Source organism: Mucilaginibacter sp. P5_A4, assembly GCF_056400605.1.
The window spans coordinates 37,978-63,811 of sequence record NZ_JBFUKX010000038.1 but is presented as its reverse complement, the minus strand read 5'-3'; the positions used below and the strand labels follow the sequence as shown (position 1 = coordinate 63,811).

The following is a 25,834-nucleotide window of genomic DNA, read 5'->3' as shown; positions in this document are numbered from 1 at the left end:
GGTGTACACTCCAATAACGAAAACATTTACCAGGTACAAATTGCCAGGCAACCGGTTAAAAATTTTCCTGCAGAAATAACAGAAAATTACCAGGCTTACCAGGCGATTAAACATTTCCTAAATAACCGAAAAGGTAACCTGGTGCAAAGGGGGGTAAGGTTTGTTAAACAGCTACAGGCAAAATATCTGTCAAGAAAATAGATTACTTTATTGCCGTAAGTACAATATATGGGGAAAGTAACCTTGATTCGACAGGAATAATTTTAGTTGCAATTTTACCGGTTAGCCATAAGGTTTTAAAAAAAAGTTTCACCAGGCCTGGTTGCTGTGCACGGTTCTCCAGCCATACAGAAAATTTGCCATAATAATAGGCTTTTACTTTTTTCAATCCCAGATCCTTACAATATCCAGCTAATAATTCTGGGTTCATACTGCTGATATTGTGTTTATCGTAGTTGTCCGAATCAAACTTACGTTGTACCCAACCGTTAACACCAGTAAAATTGGGCAGCGTAATAAATAAAGTTCCGCCTGGCTTTAAAAAGGACAGATGCCTATTTATAATATCTTTGGTATCGTTAAAATGTTCTATTAACCCACATGATAAAACAAGCTCGTATTGTGTTTGCGGTTGATAAGCAAACAGGTCGCCCTCAATTATAGATACATCTTTTTTACTTAAATCATTGGCGTTTAATACTTCCTCTAATGTTTTAGGATGAACATAGAAATCAAAAAGCGTGGTTTTTAATCCAAAATATTTCTTCAAAAATATAGCATAATATCCGGGGAAGCCGCCTAATTCTATCGCAGACGACAGCTTATTTTCTGTGATTATGTTTGCTAATAATTTATGAAAAGTATAATTAGAGGGAACATTAAATGCTATATCCTTTTTTGATTCCCAGTAATTGGCCCAAAAAGCCTTATCGGTGAGTTCGTTGCTCATAAGTGCAAAGGAAATAAAAATTAGCACAAATCAGCATTTCAAATTATACGAATTTAAAATCCCCTATAAGCGCAAATAGAAGACCGTCAATTCTATATGAGTTAAAAATCTTAACAGGTATTAGGATAAAAAAAGTAAAAGCGAGTTGAACTAATAAGAGGATGATGATCTTTTAATTCGGGCATTATCAATTTAAGCGATCAATTCGTAAAATTGGCTAATTTTGGTGTAATTAGTGCTCTAATTAAAATTCATGTAATTCGCGTCAATGTTAAAAGTAGTGCATCTAAATACCTACGATGGTAATGGGGGAGCAGGTCGGGCCTGCATGCGGCTTAACCGGGCACTGCAGGACCAAAATATCGATTCAAAAATTGTTGTTCATTATAAATTTGGCAGGAATCCGCAGATAGGTACTTTTAATTCAAATAAGATTCAAAAATCATATACTGCTTTTACAATCATATTGGAGCGGTTACTGGCCAAACGATTTTTAAAGCCCCTGCGCACCCCTTTTTCGTTTGCATGGTTCGGTCGTTCGGTTATTCACCATCCCGATGTAAAAAATGCCGATATCATCCACCTACACTGGATCAATCATGGTTTTCTTGATCCAAAGCACATTGCCGAAATTGCCAAACTAAACAAACCGGTTGTATGGACCTTCCATGACAGCAATGCTTTTACCGGTGGTTGCCATGTGCGTTATACCTGCGATCATTACATGAGGGAGTGCGGCAACTGTCCGCTACTCATTAATGCGTCTGAGGATGATATTTCACACCAGATCTGGAAGAAAAAAAGTAAAGCGTATGAAGTGTTGGACTTTGCCATAGTTGCGCCCAGTTCATGGATGCATAGCTCTGTGAAAGCCAGTAGTCTGATGAATGAAAAGGCTGTGTACCAGATTCCAAATACACTGGAGACCGATATTTTTAAATCCATTGATAAGAAACTGGCAAAGGGAAAAACCGGGCTGCCAGCTGATAAATTTATTTTTCTGAGCGGGTTTATGCCATCGCGCAAAGACCTGCATAAAGGTACCCAATACCTGTTGGAAAGTATGGAGCTGTTAAAACAACGTTTAGGTACCGGTGCGAATAATGTTGAACTGGTAGTTTTTGGCAATCGCGGTACTGAAGGAGTGCCCGACTTTCCTTTCAAGACCAGTTTTTTAGGGACTATAAATAATGATGAACAACTGGCGCAATACTACGCCGCCGCGGATGCTTTCCTGATCCCGTCACTTGAAGATAACCTGCCTTATACGGTGATGGAAAGCCTTGCCTGCGGAACACCAGTAATAGCCTTTACCACGGGCGGTATTCCCGATATGGTGCAACATGGATATAATGGTTATCTGGCTACTTATCGTTCGGCAGAGAGCTTCGCTGATGGTATGGAGTGGATCATTCAACATCCGAAGAACGAACAGTTGCAACAGCAGGCCCGGCAAACAGTAATGGATACTTTTTCGGAACAGGTTATTGGGAAAAAACACATAGCACTTTATCAAAGTTTACTAAAAGTAACCGGAGGTGCTGATGTTTAACCCTAAACTAAGTGTTATTACCGTTGTGTACAACAATGTTCGTGATATTGAACGTACTATACTTTCCGTTTTGGGTCAAACTTATAATAATATTGAATATATCATCATAGACGGCCTCTCGAATGATGGCACTTTGCAGGCGATTGAAAAGTATAAAAATCGCGTAAGCAAGTTCATAAGCGAAAAAGACAAAGGCATTTATGATGCCATGAACAAAGGCCTGGCTATAGCTACGGGCGATTATGTGATCTTCATGAACTCCGGTGATGAGTTTTATGACGGTGAAACGGTAGCCGCCGTGTTCGCTACTACTGATGATGCCGATATTTATTACGGCGAAACCCAAATGATTGCCGATGATGGCCAAAGCCTTGGTCAGCGCAGGCATAAAGCCCCGGCTAAATTTACCTGGAAAGGGTTTAAATATGGAATGAGCATTAGCCACCAGGCCATTTATATCAGGCGGGCCCTAACAGAACCGTACGACAGTAAATATCAACTAAGTGCAGATATAGACTGGATCATCCGGGCTACAAAAAAAGCTAAAAAGATAGTAAATGCAAACCGTTACGTTGCCAAATACCTGGTAGGGGGGATGTCAAAAAAAAGGCATCGCCAAAGCTTGCAGGAACGTTTTGATATCATGAAGCAGAATTATGGATTGATCCCAACCATTCTGAATCATATTGTGATAGCCTTTAATTTGGGATGGTATTGGTTGAAAAACAAAAGAACCAACGATTAATTGGTTGTATAAAAAAAGCGATGAGTTAAACACCCATCGCTTTTTTATCCTGGTAAAAATTTATTTAAACCTTTTTTGCAACCGGTTTAGCAAGTGTTTTCTTTTTGGTTTCGGCGTACACCGCACCTCCAAGAGCCAGTACAAGTAGTATTGATCCGGCTAACGAGATTTTTTCGCCTGCATAATATGATGTTGGGTGGAAGGTGAATTCTATCGTGTGGTTACCAATAGGTATCACGGCTGCTCTCAACAAATAATCGGCACGAAAATAAGGGGCTTCTTTACCGTCAATAGTCATTTTCCATCCTTTATCATAATAGATCTCGGAGAATACGGCTACCTGAGCCACAGGTGTGCTACTTTTGTACTCGAGGTGCTCCGGTGTATAGCTTGTTAGTTTAATTGTTGAAGTTGAACCTGGGGCTGGTTGAATATCAATCATGCTTTTATACTGCTTATCAACAATGGCCTCATCTTTTGGCGAAAAGCTGCTGATGTCCTGCATTTCCTCGTCCGCATTTTGGGCAAATTTTATGCTTTTTACAAACCATGCGTTTCCGCATGCAGTTTGATTGGCCTGCATACCGGCATTACCCGTTTTTGGATCGGCGTTTATAATGTATTTAGTGTTCAGCATATCCAGCACATCACGGTTTACGCTTTTGCTGAATTGGCTCTCAATAAGCTCATCAAATCTTCTTAGTCTTGCCGAATGAAAACCTCCTACTGTTTTATAAAAATAAGATGAATGTGAATCGTGAAATGGATCTCCCGAAGTCATATCAAATACCCTGAAATTAGGGTCGGTATCTTTCATGATAAACTGATCAACCTCACGCGGGGTGTATTGCTGTTCCATGTCGGATTTTGCGACAAAGTTTGTATCCCTTAAATAACGTTTATCAACGCCCCACATGTCAAATAAAACAATACAGGCCAAAACTAATGCTGCGATATTAGTTTTTATCTTTTGTTTGATGAGCAACCATACCAGGCCGGCGGTTAATAATACAAATATGAGTGAACGGATGGCATCGGCACGTTCAAGGCTTATCCTGTCGTCAATCAGTCCGCTTGCTACTGTATTAGCTAATGCTGAATTGCCTTTAAATATTTGGGTAAGGTTGTTAACGAAGGCTAAATGCTCATCTGATTTAAAGCTCAAAATAACATCAGGTATAGCAATCATAATCAATAACAAGCCACCGGTTATGTAGAAAGCTATCTTGGCACGCTTAAAAATTAAGGCTTTATCTGTATTGGTTATAACTTCGTTTATTGCCAACAGGGCCAGTATAGGGAAGCAAAACGCTGCAATTACCAAAGTTGACTCAACCGCCCTGAATTTGTTGTACATAGGCACATAGTTGAAAAAGAAATCGGAAAGGAAGGGCAGGTTTTTACCGAATGATAAAAGCATGCTTAATAAAACAGCGCTTAGCAACCACCATTTTATACGGTTTTTAACTATCAGCAGGCCCAAAACAAACAGGAAGCATATTGCAGCGCCAAAATACCACGGGCCAAATGTGCCTGGCTTATTACCATAATATAGTGATTGTGATACAAAACCCTGTGCCTGTCCCGGATCGACGCCATTATCAGTAAGTGTTTTTACAGCTTTTGAATCCTCACCAACAACTGTGCTGGAACCACCGCCATAGGCATTGGGAATTAAAAAAGTAAAGCATTCGCCCACGCTCTGGCTCCAGTTATAAGCGTAGTCCTTATCAAGACCATGATTTGGCCCGGCGTTACCTTTTGACGTTAAATTGGCTTTACCCCTGATGGTGTATTGGCTATACTCATAAGTGGTCCAAAGTGTGCTTGCATTTACAGCAATAGCTAATAAAGTGCCTGCAGCTAAGAAGCCAATGGCTTTTAAAAACGGTTTGGTTTGTTTATCCTTTATAGCGTGATAAAGTTCAATACCAAGTAATATTGCAATTGCCAGCAGCAGGTAATAGGTCATCTGCACGTGGTTGCTCCTTATTTCCATTGCCAGGAAAAAAGCAGTGAGTGATGCCCCTAACAGGTATCTGCCACGTAGCGTTAAAATAATACCTGCCAATATTGGTGCAAAAAACGCTATTGCATAGGCCTGGTTGGCGTGCCCTGCCGTTATGTAAATAAAATTGTAGGATGAAAAGGCAAAAGCAATTGCTCCGGCTGCTGCAAGCCATGGCGACAGTCGTAACACGCTGAACAATAAATATGCCCCTAAAAGGTAAAGCAATACGGTATCAACGGGGTTAGGGAAACCAGCTTTTAATGCAGCTATCACATGCGTTGTAATGTTTGACGGGAAAGGAGCCCAGATCTGGTAAGCAGGCATACCGCCAAACATCTGGTTTGTCCACAAGGGGGAATGCCCGGTTGTTGCCCTAACATCATTGATCTCTTTTTGCATAGATTGCGCCTGAGACACATCGCCCTGTAATAATACTTTTCCCTGGGTTAAGGGGCTAAAAAAATAAGCGAAGGAAATTGCAATTAAAATTGCTACAATAATGAGGTGAACACTATTACGCTTGAGCCAGTTATTCATTTAAGTTTTTTGAAATGGATAATACAATCCTCAAAAATAGAAATTTGAACGGGATTAGGAATTATTAGTTGTAAAGGAATTACTTAACAGCCCTGGGAACGGCCACGCATCACAAAAAAGAAGATTACCATTATTACCAGGCTTAAAATGTAAGCTATAACCTGTGGTTTATAGTAATCCTCGCGGTATTTACGAATGTTAAAAAAATTGTAAACGGCTAATGCACCAACTATCACCCAAAAAAAAGTATTGATCTTACTACAGGTCACAAACAATTGGGTTGCTACTACAAATACAATAAAGTTTGCAATAATAAGGGTTATCGACTCGGGGGTGTTATTATGGTTAGGGCGTCGTTTGTATATTTCGTCGGGCAGCATGTTGGTTTATTTTATTTCTTCATAATCAACAAACTCGCCTTCAGAGTCGGGTAATTTGCTTTTTTTGCCTTCGGGGATATAATCAACCTTTATGGCGCCTTCTGGTTTTTTAGGCTCGCTGTAGTTGTGTTGCTGCTGTGCATGCTGTTGCGCTTTGTTCACAACGCTTTGAAACAGCACAGGTATTAAATACCGCATTAAAGTGCGAATAATGTATAAAATACAAATTGATATGATCAGGAAACGAATAAGTAGCATCTTGATTTAACTTTAAGCTTACAAATATAAGTATATAACGGTAAAATTGTTTGAATATGGTGTTAGCATTAATTTGAAAATCAGGCAATTTGAAAATTTGAAGATGCTGTGACTGTTATTTTCAAATTTTCAAATCGACAAATTTTCAAATCAAAATTTCTCTTCCATCATTTTTTCCAGGGCAAACATTTCATCGCGAAGCTTGGCGGCTAATAAAAAATCCATGTTTTTGGCGGCGGCAAGCATTTCTTTTTTGGTGTTATCTATTGATTTTTTCAGGTCGGGTTTGGTCATGTACTGCACAATTGGGTCGGCGGCCAGTGTTGCCATATCGGCCTCCACATAAGCTTTTTGTACTCCCCCCTTAAAATCAACAACCGATGTTTGCTCCATGATCTCCTCGCGGGTTTTACCTACTGTTGTTGGTGTAATCCCATGTGCTGTATTATAAGCAATCTGTATTTCACGGCGGCGATTGGTTTCATCCATGGTTATCTGCATCGAATCGGTTATTTTATCGGCATACATAATTACCCGCCCGCGGTCGTTACGTGCTGCGCGACCAATGGTCTGGATCAATGAACGTTCTGACCGTAAGAAACCCTCTTTATCAGCATCAAGGATAGCCACTAAGGATACCTCGGGCAGATCGAGCCCTTCGCGTAACAGGTTGATACCTATCAGTACATCAAATTCACCAAGACGCAGTCCCCTTAGTATCTCCACCCTTTGCAGCGTTTTAACTTCCGAGTGGATGTAGCGGCATTTAATACCCAACCTATCCATGTATTTGGCCAGCTCTTCGGCCATGCGTTTGGTGAGGGTGGTAACCAGTATGCGGTCGCCCATTTTTATGGTGCGGTCTACTTCATCCAGCAGGTCATCTACCTGGTTTATCACCGGGCGGATCTCGATGATAGGATCAAGCAGGCCGGTTGGGCGTATTACCTGTTCAACTACTACGCCACCCGATTTTTCCAACTCAAAATCAGCAGGTGTAGCGCTTACGTATACGGTTTGGGGAGCAAGCTTTTCAAACTCCTGGAAGTTTAGCGGGCGGTTATCCAAAGCCGCAGGCAAACGGAAACCATAATCAACCAACGACATCTTACGCGACCTGTCGCCGCCATACATCGCTCTGATCTGCGGAACGGTAACGTGACTTTCATCTATAACCATCAGGTAATCATCAGGGAAATAGTCAAGCAGGCAAAACGGGCGGGCACCGGGCAGCCTGCCATCAAAAAAGCGGGAGTAGTTTTCGATACCCGAGCAGTAGCCCAGCTCGCGGATCATCTCCAGGTCGTAATTAACCCTTTCTTCCAGGCGTTTGGCTTCCAGGAAACGGCCGTCATTTATAAATTGCTTTTTGCGGGTCTCCAGCTCTTCCTGTATAGCCCAGATGGATTGTACAAAACGCTCACGCGGAGCTACATACAGGTTGGCCGGGTAAACCACCATGTGTGTCATTTTTTCGATTGTTTTGCCGGTGCTCACGTCAAAAGTGGTAAGCTCCTCAATATCATCGCCGAAGAAGGAGATGCGGTAGGCGTGGTCCATGTAGGCCGGGAAAATATCAACCGTATCCCCCTTAACCCGGAAGGTGCCGCGTTTAAAGTCGGCGGTGGTACGGGCGTAAAGGATCTCTACCAGGCGGTGTAAAAAGGCATTCCGGCTGATGCGGGTACCTACAGCAAATTTGAAAACCGATTGCGCGAAATCTTCGGGGTTACCCATGCCGTAAATGCATGATATAGAGGATACTACTATCACATCCCGGCGGCCAGACATCAGGGCGGAGGTAGTACGTAAGCGCAGTTTTTCTATTTCCTCGTTTATCTGCAGGTCCTTTTCTATATAGGTATTGGTGGTGGCTATAAACGCCTCGGGTTGGTAATAGTCATAGTAGGATACAAAGTAGTTCACCGCATTTTCGGGAAAAAACTGCTTAAACTCGCCATAAAGCTGCGCCGCAAGGGTCTTGTTATGACTAAGTATTAAGGTAGGCTTTTGCGTTTGCTGAATTACATTGGCAACCGTAAACGTTTTGCCCGACCCGGTAACACCCAAGAGTGTTTGGAATGGATCGCCGTTGTTTACGCCCTCAACCAGCTGCCTGATGGCTTCGGGCTGATCGCCGGTGGGGAAGTATTGGGAAGTTAAATTAAAATCCATGTGTAGTGTAAAAATAGCAAATTTAGTTAGCAGTTGGCGGTTTGCGGCCGGCAGTTTGGTTTGTGGTTTGCAATATTTTATATAAAGCAAAAATGGGAACCTTTTGTTTAGCCGGCAGATAATATCAGCAAGATGGTAGTTTTTTATGGCTGCATTACTCAGCAATAGCAAGTGGAGATTTTTATCGAAAAAAAACGACAAAACATTAAGAAAACTGGGAGATTAAACCACAATTAACCAACAATTATAGAGAAATATCAAGAAAAAAAATGCTAATCATTTTGCCGACTTTAAACGCTGTGCCCGGGCAAAAAAGCTTTGCTGATTTACCTGGTCTTCTACCTCGGCTATGGCTTTCATGAGGTTGTTTTGGGTATCGGTAAGTTCGGTTGCGGCGGCTTTTATAATTTCCCAAACGGGGCGCATGCGTTCCACCAGTTCCTGGCCTTTTGCGGTTAGTTGGATAAGGCGTTTGCGCTCATCGGCCTTGTCTTTTTTTGAGCGGATGAGCTTTTCTTTTTCCAGCTCTTTTAACAGGCTGATGGTGGAAGGGTGGGTATAGCCAATTTCGTTGGCTATCTCGACCACGCTTAAAACGGGTTTAAAATGCAGGGTATAAATAACCGGGAACCATTTGGGCTCAAAATCAATATTGTTGGCTTTGTATATCAGCACCCCATCCTTGCGCAGCGTATCGGCAAGGCGCTGCAGCCTGGTGGAGATGGCTAAAATTCCCGATTCGTCTATAACGTTCATTTGTACCCGGTTGTTAATTGTTCAAATGTAACTGATAAAAAATATTATCGGCGCCCATCAGCGGGAATGATTCGGGCAAATCCTGTTTGGCCAATTGGGTAAAGCTATTTTTTTCGTAAAAACGATGGGCGGCCTTCAGCATATCAACCGTGCCCAGGTATATGGCCGTTATCTGGTTTTGTTTGCAATAGGCAATCAGCTCATCAAGCAAGCGCTGCGCGATACCCAGTTCCTTGCCACGGTATTCTTTGCGGACAAACATTTTGCGCAAGGCCCCGGCGTTACCGTCAATAGCAATAAGGGCTATGGTGCCTACGAGTTGCCCATCGTATTTGGCGCCCCAGAAGTTGCCGCCGGTTTGGTGGTAGTTTGATTCAATATCAAGCAGGTCGGGCTGGCCTTCAAGGGTGATGGGGACGTTGAATTCTATTTGCTGTATAGGTAGTATTATATCAATAATCTGCTCACAGTAAGTATTATCAAGTGGGGTAATTTCAAGCGATGTATTCATGTTAATTAATTTATGTACAAATCTACGTAGTTAACTACATATATCCAAATTGAATTTTATTTTATGACATAGTGCAAACCGGCGGCATGCGCCGCCGGTTTAAGTCAAAAGTTAAAATTCAAAAGTCAAAAATGATTTGCGTGGTGGCTATGCACAGTTCGCGATTGCCGCGCTGCGCTCGCAATGACATGGGTTTTCTCCCTCGCTGCCCGCAGATTTCCGCTGTTCGAGGGTCTCAAATCTCATATCTAACATCTCAAATCTAATTTAAAAAACAATTTGCGCAAGTAAATGCTTGCGCTTATTTTTGCAAGTAAGTACTTGCAAATCATGAAAACCAGACGTGACGTTTACCAGGCCATAGCCGACCCTACCCGAAGAGCCATAATTAACATGATTGCTACACAGCCGCATAACGTGAACACCATAGCCGCAAACTTTGCTGTTACACGCCAGGCCATCTCGCTGCATATCCAGATCCTGGCCGATTGCGGCCTCATTAATGTGAAGCAGCATGGCCGCGACCGGTTTTGCGAAGCCCGGCTCGATCAGCTCAGTGAGGTATCAACCTGGGTAGACCAGTACCGGCAGCATTGGGAAAGTAAATTAGATAACCTTGAAAAATATGTAGTACAATTAAAAAACGAAAGAGATGGAAAGCACAAAAAGTAACACTACCGACCGCGAATTACGCTTAACCCGAACATTGGATGCCCCGGTTGAACTGGTATGGGAGGTATGGACCCAGCCCCAACATATTGCCCAATGGTGGGGACCCAATGGTTTCACCAATACCATTAGTAAAATGGATGTTGAACCCGGAGGCGAATGGGACCTGGTGATGCATGGCCCCGACGGAACCGATTATAAAAACAAAAGCATCTTTAAAGAGATCATCCCGCTTAAAAAAATAGTGTATGAACATGTGAGCAGCCCTAAGTTTGTTGCCACTATTGAATTTGAAGCAAAGGGCGGGCAAACACACCTTACCTGGCATATGCTTTTTGAAACACACGAACAATTTATACAGGTAGTGAAAACGTTTAAAGCCGACGAAGGATTAAAGCAAAATATAGAAAAGCTTAACGAATATATAAAAGGTGTAAACCAGGGGTAGGCTTTAATTTAGCTTGTGGTTGATGTTGCACCGCATCAAAAGGCAAAATAGTGCCCCAATTTGGCGCAGGTCTTGTGTGTAGGCTTTTGAGTGATGGCTGACCTGTGCTTTACAACATGTTTTATAAAATAAGTCACAAGTCATCCACCCGCAGGCAGCCTCACAATACTTGCGCCAAGGGGGCCTGGGCTAAGCTCAGTCTTTTAACTGATGTTCAATATTCATCAGCAACTTATAAAAGGCATGATATATTTTTCGTAATTCGGCAGGGTTATTAATACCTTCATCAATGTTTAGTTCCAGGTAAGCATGTTGTTTGTCATTCTCATTGTTATGTATATGAATTCCGCAATCAAAGCTTTCCAGCGTAGAAAAAACTTTTCGTATATCTTCATCCGCAAAAGCATGCCGAACCTTTGTCTTATCATCAGTTTTAATAATGAGATGTTTATCGAGGCTGGGATAGCCAATCTCCACATCCTGCATGCCAAAAAACTTGCCAACCTGGTCAATAAAACTTTTATCATGTATGGCAAATTTGAAGGTATTTTTATGCGACAGAACCGCACTCAACTGGGTTAACGCCGAGCCGCTTTCAAAGCCTCCGCCAAGGTCGATGCCAATATATAGTTCGATCTGTATTTTTCCCTGTTTTATTAACACGTTATAATCCAATGTATCTTCTTGCAGGGTGGCCTCTACACCGGTCCACACTTGCTGTTCAGTATTGCCTGAAATGATCTTTATACTTTTCATAAATTTAATAACGGATCAAACAGATTTATGTTTAACTAATTGAGCGGCATTCGCTTAGGTTATAGAAAATCCATTGCCTTTTCAAAAAACAGATATTGATGGGAACCCAATTTCGCGCAGGTCTTGTGTGTAGGCTTTTGAGCGATGGCTGACCTGTGCTCTACAACATGTTTTGTAAAAATAAGTCAAAAGTCATCAACCCACTGGGCAACCGCTCACGTTTCTTCCAACATGTTACTTCGTCGATTTAGGACAAGCCGGAAATTACCTGCAAGTATATTCCGCCACCATCATCGGGCAAAATATTTCCCTATTGTTAACGAATAAATAACCTGGTTATTTATTAAAACGGGTTTGTTTATGATAAAAGAATATATTTGTTCTATCTAAACCATTCTTTATGAAAATACTATCATTTCAAATAATACCCGAATACCTGAACTTTTACCAGACTCCTCCGCGAAATTGTACATCATAAAGCTTTTTAGGCATTTTGAAAGTATTCACAAGATTTGCATTTAAATAACAATAATAACGCCCCAACTATTATCATATCATGAAGAAACTCATTTTTTCACTATCTCTGTTTCTATGCTTTTCATCATTGGTGCATGCCCAATGGACAACGAATGCAACAAACACCATTACTTCAACCAGCAATTCCATCGGTATTGGCACTATCCCGGTTTCTTTATTACATGTTTCGGGATTGGGCACAGCTGTAGACCATCCAGCACAATGGGAGAATCAGGCCCTGATTATACAAGCTAACACCGGTGGAAGAAGTACAACTACCGGAGCAGTATTAGAATTCGCGATCCCCGCTAATACTGATGGTACTAATATCTGGAGCCAGGCCAGAATTATTACGGTGGCCGGGAATACTACTACCGGTAATGCGGTGGGAAAAATGATTTTAGGAACAAAACGCAATTTTGATAAATTAGGTACGGGCTACGGTTGGTATTATGGCAATGACCTGGTTATTGACGGAGCAGGAAGGGTGGGGATAAATACTTTAACCCCACGTGAAGCCTTATCGGTAAACGGTAATATCCGCTCCAAACAAGTTACTGTTGAATTAGCCAACTGGCCCGATTATGTTTTCAAAAAGGATTATCAATTACCTTCTTTATCAGAATTAAAAACTTACATCGATCAAAACCAACATTTACCGGAAATTCCATCAGAACAGCAAATTGCTAAAGAAGGTCTTAACCTTGGCGAGATGAACAAACTATTGATGAAGAAAGTAGAAGAGCTGACTTTATATCTCATAGAAAAAGACCAGAAAGAGAAGAAACAGATCGAAACCAATGATATATTGGAATCAAAACTGAAGCTACAACAGGCGGAGATCGATGAATTGAAAACCCAAATGAGGAAGCTCGTAAAACCCTAAAACCTAATACAATTAAACCAAACCCTTCTTGATTAAACCATGAAAAAGCAAGCTTAACCATTATCGCAGTGCCTCTCCGCCCTCGTTGGAGTTGTCTTAAGACAACTCCAACGAGGGCGGAGGAAAAAATCCATTATACTGCTTGTGGATCTGTAACAATTTACCAAATGTTGTATCTTTTGTTTGAAGCTTACAAACTCATACACTTCATACATGATAAAAAGACATTCCGTTCTAATTGGACTAACTATTTCGTTGATTTTACTCGCTATTGCAATCGCCGTTTATCCGGGGGGTACGTATGAAAATCAGAACTCTATTGGTTTCGATTGGACAAGAAATTATATAAGTAATCTGTTTAAAACAACAGCGGTAAATGGTTCTCATAACGCTTCCAGAATTTGGGCTTATTTCGGGATGTTCTTCTACACAATAAGTTGTGCTATCTTCTTTGTCAATATGTCAAAAAAATTACCGGATAGAAATGGAGCAAACATCCTTAAGTATGTGGGTATACTAACAATGCCTTTTACGTTTTTGGTAATTACTCCTTTGCATGATTTGATGCTCACCATCTCCAGCTTTTTGTTCTGGACATGCATAATTGTGATTACGGTATTTATTATGAAAACAAGGCTTCATTTTTTTAAATTCTACAATATTGTTTGCCTGCTTATTTTTTATTATGCCGTATATCTGCATGCCACAAATAACTGGGATTTGTTGCCAATAATGCAGAAAGCAAATATTGGCAGTTCCATATTATTGATTCTCGGACATGAGTACTTTACCAAAACAATTGATTTCGCCCACATTAAACCAAAAAAACAGACAGTGTAGGCAGCGGACTGGTTGCCTCCGCCCTTGTTGGAGTTGTCTCCAACAAGCCGGTGCCAGTTGATAGCAGAAACATCAATGGTTGATTGAACATTATCCTCCGAAGGTTTTGTTGGAGAAAACTTCAACAAAGGCGAGACAACTCCAACAAAGGCGAGTTGTAGGGATTTTACTGCGGACTAGTCCCCAGAGTGGGCAGAATTCGAACCATTTTATTGATCAAATAAGATTTCTTACAGAGTTTAAATCAGCAGTAGAAACAATTACGTAAACACCTGACCGAAACGAGCATATTGCTATAGATCATAAAGTGAATCCGGACAGATAGTTAGCTTTTTATTTTTGAGCGTTTAATATTCTGTAGGCAGTTGGGCTTACCCCGGTCAGCTTTTTAAAAACCTTTGATAAATGACTGACATCGGTAAATCCAAATTCCGCTGCAATCTGTTTCAATTTAAGCCCTCCTATAGCTATTCTCTTTTCAATGAGCTTGATCCGGTAACTGTCAAGGTATTCTTGATAGGCTATTCCAAAGTTTCTTTTGAAATAGTTGCTGAAATATCTAACTGAAATGTTGAAATGTGAAGCAATGGTCTTTACCGTAATCTTTTCTCTACTATAGATATTCTCATGTAAATAGGATAAAATCTGTTCGTTATTTGGATCATCATTTACAGCCGTAATTGCCTTCACCTGCATCGATTCTTTTATAATCCCAAAGATTCCCAGTAGCAAATAAAAAATCACAGGTGAATGAGCAACGTTTTTTACCTTATCGTAGGCAAGTACACTATTTACAAGATTCTTAAGGATCTCGGAATGAAGCCTGCCGATTTCTATTTTAACTTCCTTAAGGAAGCGCAGTTTCATTATAGCTTCTGGTGTACTGGAATAATATTCGTCTGGAGCAAGGTGTCTTTTCGAATTAAAATAAGCCTCATTAAATTTGATATAAGTAAAGGTAGTCACCTCATTAATTTCAAAAAAATGCTCGTCTCCCGGAGCGATTAAAAACAGGTCGCCAGTTTCATATTCCAATGTGGCCTCATTATAGAAATGACTGCCCTTGCCATCATTGATGTACACGATTTCAAAATGGTTATGCGCATGGCGAGAACAGCTTGCTCTTAAATTCTCCTCGTGCTCGATACTTAGCGGCTCAAATTGCTTTAGGATTTTCATCTATTAAATATACAATTAATTGAAATTAATATACCTAACTATTGAATATTCAAGTAGGAACTTTGATCTATAAATTCATAAAAATGAAAGACATAGAATTATTAGCAGCTTATTTTACCATAGCTGGAGACATACATCCCTTTGGTCCGACTGAGATCAGTACGTTTGATTTTAGATTCCGTGTTGAAGCTGCCGCCAAAGCTGGCTACAAAGGAATAGGATTGGTACATGCTGATCTGATGGCTACCGCAGATAAGATCGGCTTTTCAGAAATAAAAACTATCCTGGAAACAAACGGTATCAAACATCTGGAATTTGAGTTTTTGGACAATTGGTTCGAACAGGGGGATGTTCGCAGAACATCTGATAAAATGCGACAAGAACTTCTTCATGCAGCGGAAGTCTTAGGAGCAAGAAATATAAAAATTGCACCGGGCCTTTTTAAGGATGAGATCAATATTTCATTAATGGCAGAGGAGTTTGCCAAAATAAGTCAGGAGGCGGCAAATGCAGGTACCACTATTGTATTGGAGATCATGCCATTTAGTAATGTAAACTCAATAGATACAGCCCTTGAGATAGTACAGGGTGCCAACCAGCCCAATGGTAGACTGCTTTTAGATGTGTGGCATTTAAGTCGCGGTGGAATAGCATTTAGTGAGATTGAAAAGATCCCACTGGAGTTTATCGGTGCAGTAGAATTAAATGATGCAGACAAATATCCAATAAATCCGCTTTGGCAGGACACCATACATAAAAGAAAATTGCCTGGAGAAGGCGTCCTTGATATTCCTGGTTTTATAAAGGCAATACAAGCCAAAGGATACGAAGGACCTTGGGGAGTTGAGGTACTTTCAGAAGTTATTCGCAAACTTCCGTTGGAGGAAATGGCCAAATCTACATTTGATACATCAATCGCCCAATTTGATGGCCTGAAATAAGATTAATTAAGTACAAACCCCATGCTAATACCTACATGCTAATACCATGTAGGCTTTTCTTTATACACCCTTACTGAACTGATTCATCAGAAATCCCACTTACTGAGACCTTCAAAAGCGGATCGAAGAGTTACAAGCATCCCTGAATGCAGATATTCAAGTAAACGATGACGACGACCGGGATATCAAGTTTCGTTATCAGGAGTATACCGCGCTGGCTAACAGGGTATTGTATCTAATCAATATATATAGGAAAGACCTCTCCTGAGGCTGGGCTCGAACCAGCGAATATTCGATAATGAACTTAGTATTCTTTACTTAAGTATTGAGGTTGTGCTTAGTTGCGTTCACTACACTCAATTAAGGTCATCGAATGATTTTCGGGAATTTACACTGTGTAAAAACCGGGTGATAAGTAAAAAACGGTGTCAATAAAGAATAGGACACCATTGGCAGAAAGTACATTCTCATCGTGCAGATCCTCAAAGATTAGGCCCAATTCACTGTTGACGTAATCGTTATTGCGGTTATTATGAAAATTGTTGTATTCCAAGAATTCTTTTACATAGGTAAGATCAGTCGGTTCAGAAGTTACAATAAACTCCTGCATCACTACCGCATTCAGTTCACCGGCAATCATTTTGAAACCCAGGAAGGTATATGCTGTAGCTGGAAAAAAATAATTGTGAATGAGTAGGCTGTTGAAGTAATCGAGCCAGTATTCGTAAAAAGCACTTGCATTGGTCTTAATGACATGCGCCCCGTCTAACCGGTAGACTTTTTGTTCTGCACCTTCGCTGATAAAATCACTTTCCTGGATTACCGGCGCGTACATAATATCTTCCTGCTCGGCGAATGCTACGAGTGCTGCTGTTTCTTCACTTTTGAACCGCTGCTGTTTTTCAGTTGCGAAGCTTGTTTTCGCATTTGATCTAAGGAAACATTGGACTTTTTTGAGTTGGCTTGCTTGGCCAGTTGGTTCATGTCCGAGAATGATATGTTGTAATTCATCTTTGACGTTTTTCATTTATAATCAATAATCAAAAATACGGTTTTCTGTTCAATTTAAAAAGCGAGGCGAATGATAAAGCAACAGCGGTAGCTATTAATTTCGCTCCGCCCGTGTTGGAGTTGTCTCCAACAAGCCGGTGCCAGTTGATAGCAGAAACATCAATGGTTGATTGAACATTATCCTCCAAAGGTTTTGTTGGAGACAACTCCAACAAAGGCGAAGCGAGTAATTCGTTCAGACCACGCAAGCAATATGCTTGCATGGTTTTAGGTCGAAGTTACGCTATCGCTAAACTTCGACCAGAATTAGAGTTTTCGGGATAACATCACCTCAAAACACTAAAACTACCACTTAGCTCCACCTCAGCTCCTCCGAATCCAGAAAAATTGAGGTTCGCTTTAGTTTTAAATGCTCCTTCAATCATGGTATTATCGGTTTTATACTTCGTGATCTGGGCTGTACCAGGCTCATACAAACCCCAAGTCATCAGATATTTACTGCCAGGCATTGACAAAACACAAGTATACAGGCTAACGTTGCCGCCGGCAGAACCGGGATAGCTAAGGGAAAAACTCTGAGTTTTATCGGCGTTTTCGGCCAAAACCATAACTAATGGGCCACCTGATAAAAGATCGATGGTATTGATCATCGACACTTTATCCTGAGGTGTTTGAAATGTGTAGGTCTTCCCCTCAACGTTTACAGTGATCTTGCCTGTTTGTGGCTTGGTACATACAGAAGCGATGTAGTTGGTGGTTCTGCCAGCTGTTACCGAGTAATCGTCATCCTTGTAAATAACTTTATTTTGTTCATCATAAACAACCAGTTGGCCTCTGCTATAGCTGATCTGGCAATAAAGAAAAGTAAAACTAAAATAACCGTTATTAAGGTTAGTCATCATTTTTTTGCCATCAAAGGTAAACTCTGCCCTGCCCTTTACGCCATTAAAGCTGCAATCTTCTATTTTACCTGAAACATGGGTTTGATAAGGCGTTAAGTTAACAACCATGTTCTGATCGAATGTTGTTCCGGTCGCGATAGCAGTGACCCGAAAGGAATTCAAAAAATCAGAACATGGCGATGAAACAGATGTACCTAATTCCATATTAGCTGCTACATACGTTAACGCAAACCCTTTTGAATTAATTCGTACCCATGACAGGCCTCTATTGGCCCCGTTTACGCCACAGCCAAACCTAAAAAAGCTTGCCGGGGTTATCGTGCCATCTGTTACATTAGCCCTTAGGAATGCCTGCGGATAGGCTACTCCCCATCTCAGGTAAGATAAACTTGTTGTACTTCCCGTATAATCTTGTTGGTTTGCTTGAGCATCGCCCGCTTCCTTCCAAATATCTTCAATGTCATTGTAAGCCCATATCCTAAACTTTTCATTAGGAGTAGTGTAATCATACCGTTGCCTTTTATAGGTATAATTAACCGGCTTTACCAATTTTAGTGGCTGTCCGGCATTGCTATAAACCTGCACGTTTATCCCTCCCCAAGTTTCTACCACAACCTTTTCATTGGCCGCGGTTAAGGCCCTTGAATCGCCCGGTAATTTATTTTCATAATCAGTAATAGCATTAAGGGGCATTTTTACCGTAACTTTTCCGTTATAACTGTTTCCGTCTTCCTTAACAAAACTATTGGGCTGAAAAACAAGCGTAACATAACTGGTAGCGACAGTTCCGCCGCTTGCCGATTCGAAACTTCCGGCGGTTTCTTCAGAGGCTAAATAATAAGCGAGCTTTTCTATCGAACTATTTTCTTCCAGCGTAAATATCTTACTGTATTTAAAATACCCGTTTTTAGATATCGAGAGTTTTACCTTATCAACGTTACTTACTGTACCGGTATACTCAAACAAACCCGAAGCAGGGGTAACAGATTTATGGCCATCTATGGTAACCACCACTCCTTCGGCTGGATAACCATCCGGGCCATAAATAGTACCCGAAAGGCCAATTTCTTTAGATTTGGGATCATTAGGTGGAACAAATCCTTTTTCTCCTTTTTTACATCCATGAAAAAGCAAAACTGTTAAAAACAGTATGATAAGGCGGTTTAATTTCATGCCTTAAAAATAGCTATATCCTCCTTATTACAAAGATCAATCGCTATTTACCTATTCATTACTCTTTAAGCCCCCCCCCAACCGGCGCGAGGTACTATCATAAAAAGCAAATAAAAGGGGTAATATTTTTTACTTTTGTATCAGCCGAGAGGATATCAAGGATCATCTTAACTGCTTCCGCTTTTCCCTTGTTGGAGTTGTCTCCAACAAGCCGATGCCAGTTGATAGCAAAAACATGAATATTATCCTCCAAAGGTTTTGTTGGAGACAACTCCAACAAAGGCGTAATTTAATAGATATTATTTACGAACGTCATATTTTTTTAAACTGCTATTAGCTATTATTGGTTAATCGCCGATTCGTTTTCCAATTGTTTCTTGCCCCAATCGTGAAGATGTTCAATAAACGGAATTAATTCCTGCCCTGTATTACTCAATGAATATTCTACCTTGGGCGGCACTTCGTGGTACATTTTTCGCACTATTAATTGATCCTCTTCCAACTCCCTTAAAGTTTGGGTAAGCATTTTAGTAGTAATGTCGGGCAAGGTCCGGCTCAATTCGCCATAACGCAGTACTGTTTTCAAGCTCAAATGCCACAAGATCCGTCCTTTATATTTTCCGCCAATGCGTTTGAAAGCATATTCAACGCCACAATTCTGTATACATTCAGGGATTTCTGCTTTATTTTTCATTTTATTTATTCATAAATAGCTGATATTCAACATTAGAAACTTTTTAGTCTGTAAGGTACAAATAAGTACATACTTGCCAAAAGTAAACATTGCGTTTAACTTTGCAGCTCATTAATAAGTAAAAAATGGACTTAAATTCAAAAGATAAAGTGGCAGTAATGAAGGCGATCCGGCAGCATGAGTTCGGTGGCCCTGAAGTGCTACACTATGAAGATGCGCCGATTCCCGAACTTAAGCCAGGAGAAGTACGCGTACGGGTTCATGCAGTCGGTCTCAATCCGCCCGACTGGTATCTGCGCGACGGATATAAAATGCTGCCACTTGAGTGGCAGCCAAAAGTTCCCTTTCCCATAATTCTGGGGACAGACATTTCGGGCGTCATCGAGGCGGTCGCCGACGATATTAAAAACTTCGCCATCGGTGATGAGGTGTATTCGATGGTTCGCTTTCCCAGCTACGGGCCCAGCCAGGCTTATGCCGAATATGTCACCGCGCCTGCATCGGAAGTTGCGCTTAAGCCGGCCGGCATCGATCACGTACATGCCGCGGCTGCGCCAATGTCATTGCTCACCGCATGGCAGTTCATGATTGATGTAGGCCACAACGTACAGAATCCGCTTCAGCCGAACAAGCATGAGCCGGTGCCGCTCGAAGGCAAAACGGTGCTCATTAACGGTGCGGCGGGTGGTGTTGGGCACTTTGCAGTGCAACTGGCAAAATGGAAGGGTGCGCACGTCATCGCTGTAGCATCGGGTAAGCATGAAGCGTTCCTGCGAGATCTCGGCGCTGACGAATTCATCGATTATACCAGGACCACTCCCGAGAATGTTGTGCATGACGTTGACCTGGTCATCGACAGTGTTGGCGGGCCAACCACCGGCCGTTTTTTGCGCACATTGAAACGCGGCGGAGCTTTATTCCCGGTGTTCCCTTTAGGTTTTTCGGGCACAGAGGAAGCCGCGAAGCTGGGCATAACGGTGTCAGCCACCCAGGTACGCTCGAGCGGCGCACAGTTAGCGGAACTTGCCCGATTACTCGATGATGGGACTATTCGTATCGCCATTGACAGCACGTTTCCGCTTGCGGATACTCAAAAGGCGCACGAAAGAGCTGCCCACGGAAGCATTCAAGGCAAGATCGTGCTTACTGTAGTTTAAGCACTAAAGCCGGAACGCAACAAGCATTTTAAAGTTCATAGTCATTTATATACCAAGAGGCTGCCTCAATTGGAGACGGCTTCTTTAAAAAAAACCAACAATTATGAATAATAAAGAATTGGAAGACAGGATTTCGCTCAGAGAGCTTGTTGATAACGTTTCTATTCTTGGCGATAGAAAAGATTTTAAAGCTCAGGTGCAGCAGTTTTCTGAAAATGCAGTGTCGGAAACTTTTGCCGGGGATACAGCTATTTTAAAACTGAAAGGCCGGAAAGAAATGGAGGAAGCGTTTGGTAGTTTTCTTAAAGATGTTGAAATAGTCCACCATTTTAACGGTCAGCAGGTGGTGAATATAGACGGCAATAGCGCCACCGGAACGTGTTATTGTTTGATTACATTAATCGGCACCGAGCACGGTAAAAAAATAAAGACCAGTATAAGTGCTATTTACCACGACCATTATGTGCGTGAGAACAAGCGTTGGCTAATAGCTAACCGAATAGGAAATTTCGGGTGGCAGGAAAAAAGCGAAGTCAATCTATAAACAAGGCTAAGGCATTTTATTGGGACTTTATTTCGATAACGAACGCTTGCAATCCGGCCATTTTGCCATCGCGAAAACGCCAGACATCGCTGTAGGAATAGTCAATTACTTTTCCTGCTGCATCCTTCATACTGATCTTGCCAATTGCTGAAACAAAATCACCTTCTGCGATTAAATTTTCAACATCAAACTTCGGTGGTTCCACGTATGCGGCTTTCATATACCCTCTAATGGCTTCTTTTCCTGTTAAAGTCTTATCACCTACAAAGTCCCATCTTATATCTTCGGTACATAGTGATAGAAACCCTTCGTTGTCGCCTTCAGTAACAGCAGCGTTTGCTTTTAGTAGTATATCCTTATTATCTAAATTCATAATATCAAAACCTTAATCCGGGTAAAAAGTTTCATTATGTATCCGCGCATATACCCTGCAGCCTTGAAATTACGATTTTCTTTTTAATTTTTTTATTTAGAGACAAATCAACAAAGGCGATGTCAGCTCTTATAGCTGTTCTTACTCAGGGCATGCCGTTGGTAGCTATCTTTTTACTTTTCCAGCTATGATTGGCTTTTATGTTATCTGCTGCGAGTTTTACAGTTTCTTCAAGTCTCCTGGTTTTGGTTACCGGCGTTTTAGCATTTAAAAGCCATTCGAGAATTACCCGTTTGGAAGATGGGGAGAAGTTTGTAAAGTTTTTAAAGGCCTTTTCATTTTTATCAAACAGTATTTGTAAATCACCAGGAATTACTAAATTTTGAACATCCAGTAATGCTAACCAGGTACCTGTTTCTTTTGCTAAATCAATCAATTTTTGACCGTTTTCGGTCATTAAACCCTGGGCTGTCATCTTTTCTACCCGTTCTCTGTTTACCTTGCTCCAATTGCTTTTAGGCTTTCGCGGCGTAAAAAACTGGTAGTTACTTTCACCGTCCCTGTTGTATTTAACACTGTCGATCCATCCAAAACACAGCGCTTCTTCCACAGCTTCGTTGTGATATACGCTGGGAATCTCGCTCGATTTGTTGTAAATAATGAGCCAGACAGACTTTTCTGATTGATGATTTTTCTCCAGCCATTTTCTCCAGTCTTTTCTTGTTTTGGCAAAAAAAGCAATAACTCCGTCTTTATATTCCATCGTGTTCATTTTTAAGGTTGCCGCTAATAATCTTACTGTTACCTGATGCAATATTATCTGTGAGTGATGACAACCTTATGTCAACAACTTTATCCTTTGAAAAAAATAGTTTTCGCCGTACTTGTGTTGCCCTGCCACCGCCTGTTTGGGTGTTGTCACTAATAGGCCAATCATAGTCGGAAAACCATAGGCCGAAAAGCGGTGTAGGTGATAGCTCTGTATCCTTCCCTGGTAGCAGTTTGTCGCATTGTTTTGGTGGAAGTAAGATTGTTATGCCTATCTTGCATTATATGATGGAGTATATTGCGGTATTTAAAGCCTGGGTGATCGGTTTGGGAGAGAAGCACGAGGTTGATCCTTTAGTTCTCGGCAGTTTATACCTGGTCAGCAAAGTAGGATTTTTTACATTTCTTGGCTGGGTACTAAAGAATTTAAAAGCAAAAAAGGCCATTCTTATTCCCTTACTCTTCGCTTCAGTTAGTTTTAGCATGCCCTATCTTTACCTCGTGATCGCTGGTCGCAATATTTCAATTTGGGTGTACCTTTTTATTGGATTGATGTTCATTTATGGTGGATTTTCTATTTGGAAGAAAATTACAACAAAGCCCTATCCGCTTAGCTAATTGTGCTCGTCTGGCAATTGAGGCCAGCAGCTTTGTTTATTTTTTGGAAGCTGTTTAAAAATAAATAAACAAGCATGTCATTGTGGTAAAATCCGAGGATTCTGAAGGGGAAACGACGTTTTAAAAGGTTTGTCATCCTGAACGCAGTGAAGGATCTATTCGTAGACTGTACAGGGCGAAGAAGCATGGCGAATAATAGATGCTTCACTACGTTCAGCATGACAAAAAGGTTTTTTTTGCAAACACGTTATAGGAAATCGCACATCCCCGTTTTTTATTTCTTCCGAACACTTATGGTAAAAACACCAGCCAAAGCCAGAATATTTGATTAAGCGAAATTGGCTAATCATTCAGTGTAATTACCATAATATTTTCTTAAAAGAAAAAAAAATTAAGGTGCTTTTTTGAATCCTCCTGTTCCATTAACCGGCCAGTTTGTGTAATCAGAAGCGTTTTTTGCAAGTTATACATTGATTTACATCTATATAGCACGTTGATTTACGGCAGCACGGGTAAGGTTCGTCTACAAATACCATTAGTTTAATACAATTATTTTATTTTAGTTTGTATCTGCAGGTACTGATCTTGTATCGCAATAAACCTATATTAATTTTAAGCAATCAGGAATGTCGCACAATTTATCTGAATTAACGGATATTGTAAAAGAAATAGCTGTGCACGACAGTTATATTGCTTACAAAAAGTTATTTGGATTGCTTTTCCCACCAATAAAACGCTTTTCCTACAGCTTGTTAAAATCGCCCGAGCTGGCCGAAGAAGTAGCATCTGATGTAATGATCACTTTGTGGCGAAAGCGGGATGCTATTACTTCAGTTAATAATATTAAAGTATATGCTTTTGTTATTGCAAAAAATTTGTGCTTAAATGTGTTAAAGAAGAACTCGGGAGGCAGGATAATTTCTTTGGATGATATTTCTGTCAATTTACGAATTGATAATACAACCCCGGAGTGGATACTGATTAATGATGAATTGAGGAGAAGTCTCAATAATGCTATCGACGAATTACCCACTAAGTGTAAAATAATTTTCAGGCTGGTAAAAGAAGATGGCCTGAGTTACAAAGAAGTTTCTGAAATTCTTGATATATCCGTTAAAACAGTTGATGCTCAGCTTGTTATTGCAACCAGGCGCTTGTCTGTCTCTATTAAAAAAGAGTTTAACCTTAGTCCGGTAAAAAAATATTAATTTCTTTTAGGGAGATTTTCTGTTTTAGTTGTCCTTCGGCATAATCACCAAACATTTCGTTATTGATGGAGCAGAAAAGGATCATACAGTTATTAACCAGGAAACTGGCTGGTGAGGCTACCGGCCAGGAACTCCGGGAACTGGATGAGCTGCTGGCATTATTCCCCGAAGCCTTGTATTACGAAGAGGTATTAAACCAGGTTACTTTTAAAAACGAACTTCCGGCAGAAATTGATATAGATGAGGCCTTTGCCCTGCACGAACAAAAATACGGGCATGAGTTTGCTGATTATAAACAGAAAGGCCCCACCACCACTTTAAAAAGGAAGCTTATTACGCGCTGGCTGATAGCCGCCTCGTTGATAACGATAAGCAGTTTCGCTTTTTACCTCTTATATCACAATAAAAACAGTAACAATATTTTATCCACATCCGATACCGAAATTGTATGCGGCAAACGAATGCGCAAAAAGATAGTGCTTCCGGATGGCACAAGTGTTTGGCTCAATACCAATAGCAGGCTTCAATATGATGATGCCATGCTGTATAAAGACCGCCGGGAGGTAAGACTGTACGGCGAGGCTTTTTTTGATGTAGCTAAAGATAAAAAGCATCCGTTTATAATCCATACTCAAAAAATAGCCGTCAAAGTTTTAGGTACCGCTTTTAATATTAAAGCATATCCCGGCGATCCTGTTACCGAGACAACACTCATCAGGGGATTAATAGAACTATCGCTTAACAGCGATCCGCAACGGAAGATATTGCTGCGTGCCAAAGAAAAACTCGCGTTAAACGAAAGCGTGTTAAATGAGCATATTGATAAAAATGCAGCCCCTCCCATTCATAACCAGCTGGTTATAGAAAACATTGAACCGGTTGAAATATCAAACAAGGATTATATTGAAGAAACCGCGTGGCTGCAAAACAAACTGGTTTTTAAAGACGAGTCATTTGAGGAGCTGATACCCAGGTTGGAGAAATGGTATAACGTAACTTTTAAAATCAATAATAAAACCGCGGCCGGCTACAGATTTACCGGCATACTGGAAAACGAAACACTAACCCAGGCATTAACAGAAATGCAAATTATAAGGCCATTTAAATTTAAGATAACCGCCAATGACGTAGTGACCATTAACTAAAACAGAGAAGAGGATTGCAATAAAAAAGCGGGAAATGCTCGAATATTCCCCGCTGTATTATCGATCCATTAAATCAGCGACAGGATGTTGCTGATAACTAACCGATTGTTTAATTACTAACACCGTAAAATT

The 25,834-nt window shown here is 40.9% G+C and carries 27 protein-coding genes and 1 pseudogene; 13 read left to right on the top strand and 15 right to left on the bottom strand.

All coding sequences use genetic code 11. The features are described 5' to 3' along the window. Positions 1 to 201 (top strand): annotated as a pseudogene (locus AC1DQW_RS20025) (sugar transferase); the annotation flags it as partial. Position 202: 1 nt separating this feature from the next. Here AC1DQW_RS20025 and AC1DQW_RS20020 read toward each other — a convergent pair. Beyond that, complete coding sequence (locus AC1DQW_RS20020) at positions 203 to 949, bottom strand: class I SAM-dependent methyltransferase (protein ID WP_477455689.1); 747 nt, start codon at positions 947 to 949, stop codon at positions 203 to 205. A 268-nt stretch (positions 950 to 1,217) separates the two neighbouring features. On the opposite strand from AC1DQW_RS20020, the gene AC1DQW_RS20015 reads away from it, so the two are divergent. Beyond that, a complete protein-coding gene (locus AC1DQW_RS20015) occupies positions 1,218 to 2,501 on the top strand; it encodes a glycosyltransferase family 4 protein (RefSeq protein ID WP_477455688.1) in 1,284 nt (427 codons plus the stop codon). Next, on the top strand, positions 2,494 to 3,246 hold the full coding sequence (locus tag AC1DQW_RS20010; RefSeq protein WP_477455687.1) for a glycosyltransferase family 2 protein: 753 nt from the start codon (positions 2,494 to 2,496) through the stop codon (positions 3,244 to 3,246). Before AC1DQW_RS20015 ends, AC1DQW_RS20010 begins: the two co-directional genes overlap by 8 nt. Before the next feature lie 64 nt (positions 3,247 to 3,310). Here the strand turns inward: AC1DQW_RS20010 and AC1DQW_RS20005 are convergent, their stop codons facing one another. The 6 genes from AC1DQW_RS20005 to AC1DQW_RS19980 form a co-directional block, all read right to left on the bottom strand. Beyond that, complete coding sequence (locus AC1DQW_RS20005; RefSeq protein WP_477455686.1) at positions 3,311 to 5,794, bottom strand: YfhO family protein; 2,484 nt, start codon at positions 5,792 to 5,794, stop codon at positions 3,311 to 3,313. Between the two features lie 83 nt (positions 5,795 to 5,877). Next, positions 5,878 to 6,174 carry a hypothetical protein gene (locus tag AC1DQW_RS20000; protein WP_477455685.1) on the bottom strand — a complete coding sequence of 99 codons (297 nt, stop codon included), beginning with the start codon at positions 6,172 to 6,174 and terminating at the stop codon, positions 5,878 to 5,880. A gap of 6 nt (positions 6,175 to 6,180) precedes the next feature. Next, a complete protein-coding gene (locus AC1DQW_RS19995) occupies positions 6,181 to 6,432 on the bottom strand; it encodes a DUF4834 family protein (protein WP_477455684.1) in 252 nt (83 codons plus the stop codon). A gap of 150 nt (positions 6,433 to 6,582) precedes the next feature. Further along, on the bottom strand, positions 6,583 to 8,607 hold the full coding sequence (gene uvrB, locus AC1DQW_RS19990; protein ID WP_477402949.1) for an excinuclease ABC subunit UvrB: 2,025 nt from the start codon (positions 8,605 to 8,607) through the stop codon (positions 6,583 to 6,585). 276 nt (positions 8,608 to 8,883) lie between these two features. Beyond that, entirely contained in the window at positions 8,884 to 9,363 is a 480-nt protein-coding gene (locus tag AC1DQW_RS19985; RefSeq protein ID WP_477402951.1) for a MarR family winged helix-turn-helix transcriptional regulator, read from the bottom strand. A gap of 13 nt (positions 9,364 to 9,376) precedes the next feature. Next, positions 9,377 to 9,874, bottom strand: a complete 498-nt coding sequence (locus tag AC1DQW_RS19980; RefSeq protein WP_477455683.1) for a GNAT family N-acetyltransferase — start codon at positions 9,872 to 9,874, stop codon at positions 9,377 to 9,379. A 330-nt stretch (positions 9,875 to 10,204) separates the two neighbouring features. Between AC1DQW_RS19980 and AC1DQW_RS19975 the strand changes: the two genes are divergently transcribed. Both AC1DQW_RS19975 and AC1DQW_RS19970 read left to right on the top strand, forming a co-directional pair. Next, positions 10,205 to 10,546 (top strand): ArsR/SmtB family transcription factor, encoded by a 342-nt coding sequence (locus AC1DQW_RS19975; RefSeq protein ID WP_477401562.1) that lies wholly within the window; start codon positions 10,205 to 10,207, stop codon positions 10,544 to 10,546. After that, positions 10,527 to 10,991, top strand: coding sequence for an SRPBCC family protein (locus tag AC1DQW_RS19970; RefSeq protein ID WP_477455682.1), 465 nt, complete (start codon positions 10,527 to 10,529; stop codon positions 10,989 to 10,991). The genes AC1DQW_RS19975 and AC1DQW_RS19970 overlap by 20 nt, the downstream gene beginning before the upstream one ends. 195 nt (positions 10,992 to 11,186) lie before the next feature. Here the strand turns inward: AC1DQW_RS19970 and AC1DQW_RS19965 are convergent, their stop codons facing one another. Then, positions 11,187 to 11,747 carry a hypothetical protein gene (locus AC1DQW_RS19965; protein ID WP_477455681.1) on the bottom strand — a complete coding sequence of 187 codons (561 nt, stop codon included), beginning with the start codon at positions 11,745 to 11,747 and terminating at the stop codon, positions 11,187 to 11,189. A gap of 556 nt (positions 11,748 to 12,303) precedes the next feature. On the opposite strand from AC1DQW_RS19965, the gene AC1DQW_RS19960 reads away from it, so the two are divergent. Together AC1DQW_RS19960 and AC1DQW_RS19955 are read left to right on the top strand one after the other, a co-directional pair. After that, a complete protein-coding gene (locus tag AC1DQW_RS19960) occupies positions 12,304 to 13,149 on the top strand; it encodes a hypothetical protein (protein ID WP_477455680.1) in 846 nt (281 codons plus the stop codon). A 213-nt stretch (positions 13,150 to 13,362) separates the two neighbouring features. Next, positions 13,363 to 13,989: a hypothetical protein gene (locus tag AC1DQW_RS19955; RefSeq protein WP_477455679.1), complete on the top strand. Its 627-nt coding sequence runs from the start codon at positions 13,363 to 13,365 to the stop codon at positions 13,987 to 13,989. A 333-nt stretch (positions 13,990 to 14,322) separates the two neighbouring features. Here the strand turns inward: AC1DQW_RS19955 and AC1DQW_RS19950 are convergent, their stop codons facing one another. Continuing rightward, complete coding sequence (locus AC1DQW_RS19950; RefSeq protein ID WP_477455678.1) at positions 14,323 to 15,168, bottom strand: helix-turn-helix domain-containing protein; 846 nt, start codon at positions 15,166 to 15,168, stop codon at positions 14,323 to 14,325. An 83-nt stretch (positions 15,169 to 15,251) separates the two neighbouring features. Here AC1DQW_RS19950 and AC1DQW_RS19945 point away from each other — a divergent pair, with 83 nt between their 5' ends. After that, positions 15,252 to 16,109 carry a sugar phosphate isomerase/epimerase family protein gene (locus tag AC1DQW_RS19945; protein WP_477455677.1) on the top strand — a complete coding sequence of 286 codons (858 nt, stop codon included), beginning with the start codon at positions 15,252 to 15,254 and terminating at the stop codon, positions 16,107 to 16,109. A 388-nt stretch (positions 16,110 to 16,497) separates the two neighbouring features. Here AC1DQW_RS19945 and AC1DQW_RS19940 read toward each other — a convergent pair whose 3' ends face one another. The 4 genes from AC1DQW_RS19940 to AC1DQW_RS19925 form a co-directional block, all read right to left on the bottom strand. Beyond that, a complete protein-coding gene (locus AC1DQW_RS19940) occupies positions 16,498 to 17,136 on the bottom strand; it encodes a putative polyvalent protein kinase domain-containing protein (RefSeq protein ID WP_477455676.1) in 639 nt (212 codons plus the stop codon). Between the two features lie 13 nt (positions 17,137 to 17,149). Next, the gene (locus AC1DQW_RS19935) at positions 17,150 to 17,383 is read right to left on the bottom strand and encodes a hypothetical protein (RefSeq protein ID WP_477455675.1); all 234 of its coding nucleotides are present in this window, start codon (positions 17,381 to 17,383) and stop codon (positions 17,150 to 17,152) included. Positions 17,384 to 17,446: 63 nt separating this feature from the next. Continuing rightward, on the bottom strand, positions 17,447 to 19,195 hold the full coding sequence (locus AC1DQW_RS19930; protein WP_477455674.1) for a hypothetical protein: 1,749 nt from the start codon (positions 19,193 to 19,195) through the stop codon (positions 17,447 to 17,449). 340 nt (positions 19,196 to 19,535) lie between these two features. Continuing rightward, on the bottom strand, positions 19,536 to 19,889 hold the full coding sequence (locus tag AC1DQW_RS19925; protein ID WP_477455673.1) for a winged helix-turn-helix transcriptional regulator: 354 nt from the start codon (positions 19,887 to 19,889) through the stop codon (positions 19,536 to 19,538). Positions 19,890 to 20,014: 125 nt separating this feature from the next. On the opposite strand from AC1DQW_RS19925, the gene AC1DQW_RS19920 reads away from it, so the two are divergent. Together AC1DQW_RS19920 and AC1DQW_RS19915 are read left to right on the top strand one after the other, a co-directional pair. Beyond that, positions 20,015 to 21,046 (top strand): NADP-dependent oxidoreductase, encoded by a 1,032-nt coding sequence (locus tag AC1DQW_RS19920; RefSeq protein WP_477455672.1) that lies wholly within the window; start codon positions 20,015 to 20,017, stop codon positions 21,044 to 21,046. Positions 21,047 to 21,149: 103 nt separating this feature from the next. Beyond that, positions 21,150 to 21,590 (top strand): nuclear transport factor 2 family protein, encoded by a 441-nt coding sequence (locus AC1DQW_RS19915; RefSeq protein WP_477455671.1) that lies wholly within the window; start codon positions 21,150 to 21,152, stop codon positions 21,588 to 21,590. A 16-nt stretch (positions 21,591 to 21,606) separates the two neighbouring features. On the opposite strand, the gene AC1DQW_RS19910 is transcribed toward AC1DQW_RS19915, so the two are convergent. Then, complete coding sequence (locus AC1DQW_RS19910; RefSeq protein ID WP_477455670.1) at positions 21,607 to 21,963, bottom strand: nuclear transport factor 2 family protein; 357 nt, start codon at positions 21,961 to 21,963, stop codon at positions 21,607 to 21,609. A gap of 145 nt (positions 21,964 to 22,108) precedes the next feature. Next, positions 22,109 to 22,726 carry a YdeI/OmpD-associated family protein gene (locus tag AC1DQW_RS19905; RefSeq protein WP_477455669.1) on the bottom strand — a complete coding sequence of 206 codons (618 nt, stop codon included), beginning with the start codon at positions 22,724 to 22,726 and terminating at the stop codon, positions 22,109 to 22,111. 290 nt (positions 22,727 to 23,016) lie between these two features. Here AC1DQW_RS19905 and AC1DQW_RS19900 point away from each other — a divergent pair, with 290 nt between their 5' ends. From AC1DQW_RS19900 to AC1DQW_RS19890, 3 genes are all read left to right on the top strand, one after another. Next, the gene (locus AC1DQW_RS19900; RefSeq protein WP_477455668.1) at positions 23,017 to 23,349 is read left to right on the top strand and encodes a hypothetical protein; all 333 of its coding nucleotides are present in this window, start codon (positions 23,017 to 23,019) and stop codon (positions 23,347 to 23,349) included. Positions 23,350 to 23,975: 626 nt separating this feature from the next. Next, the gene (locus AC1DQW_RS19895; RefSeq protein WP_477455667.1) at positions 23,976 to 24,557 is read left to right on the top strand and encodes an RNA polymerase sigma factor; all 582 of its coding nucleotides are present in this window, start codon (positions 23,976 to 23,978) and stop codon (positions 24,555 to 24,557) included. Positions 24,558 to 24,622: 65 nt separating this feature from the next. Next, positions 24,623 to 25,702: a FecR family protein gene (locus tag AC1DQW_RS19890; RefSeq protein WP_477455666.1), complete on the top strand. Its 1,080-nt coding sequence runs from the start codon at positions 24,623 to 24,625 to the stop codon at positions 25,700 to 25,702. Positions 25,703 to 25,834 lie beyond the last annotated feature (132 nt).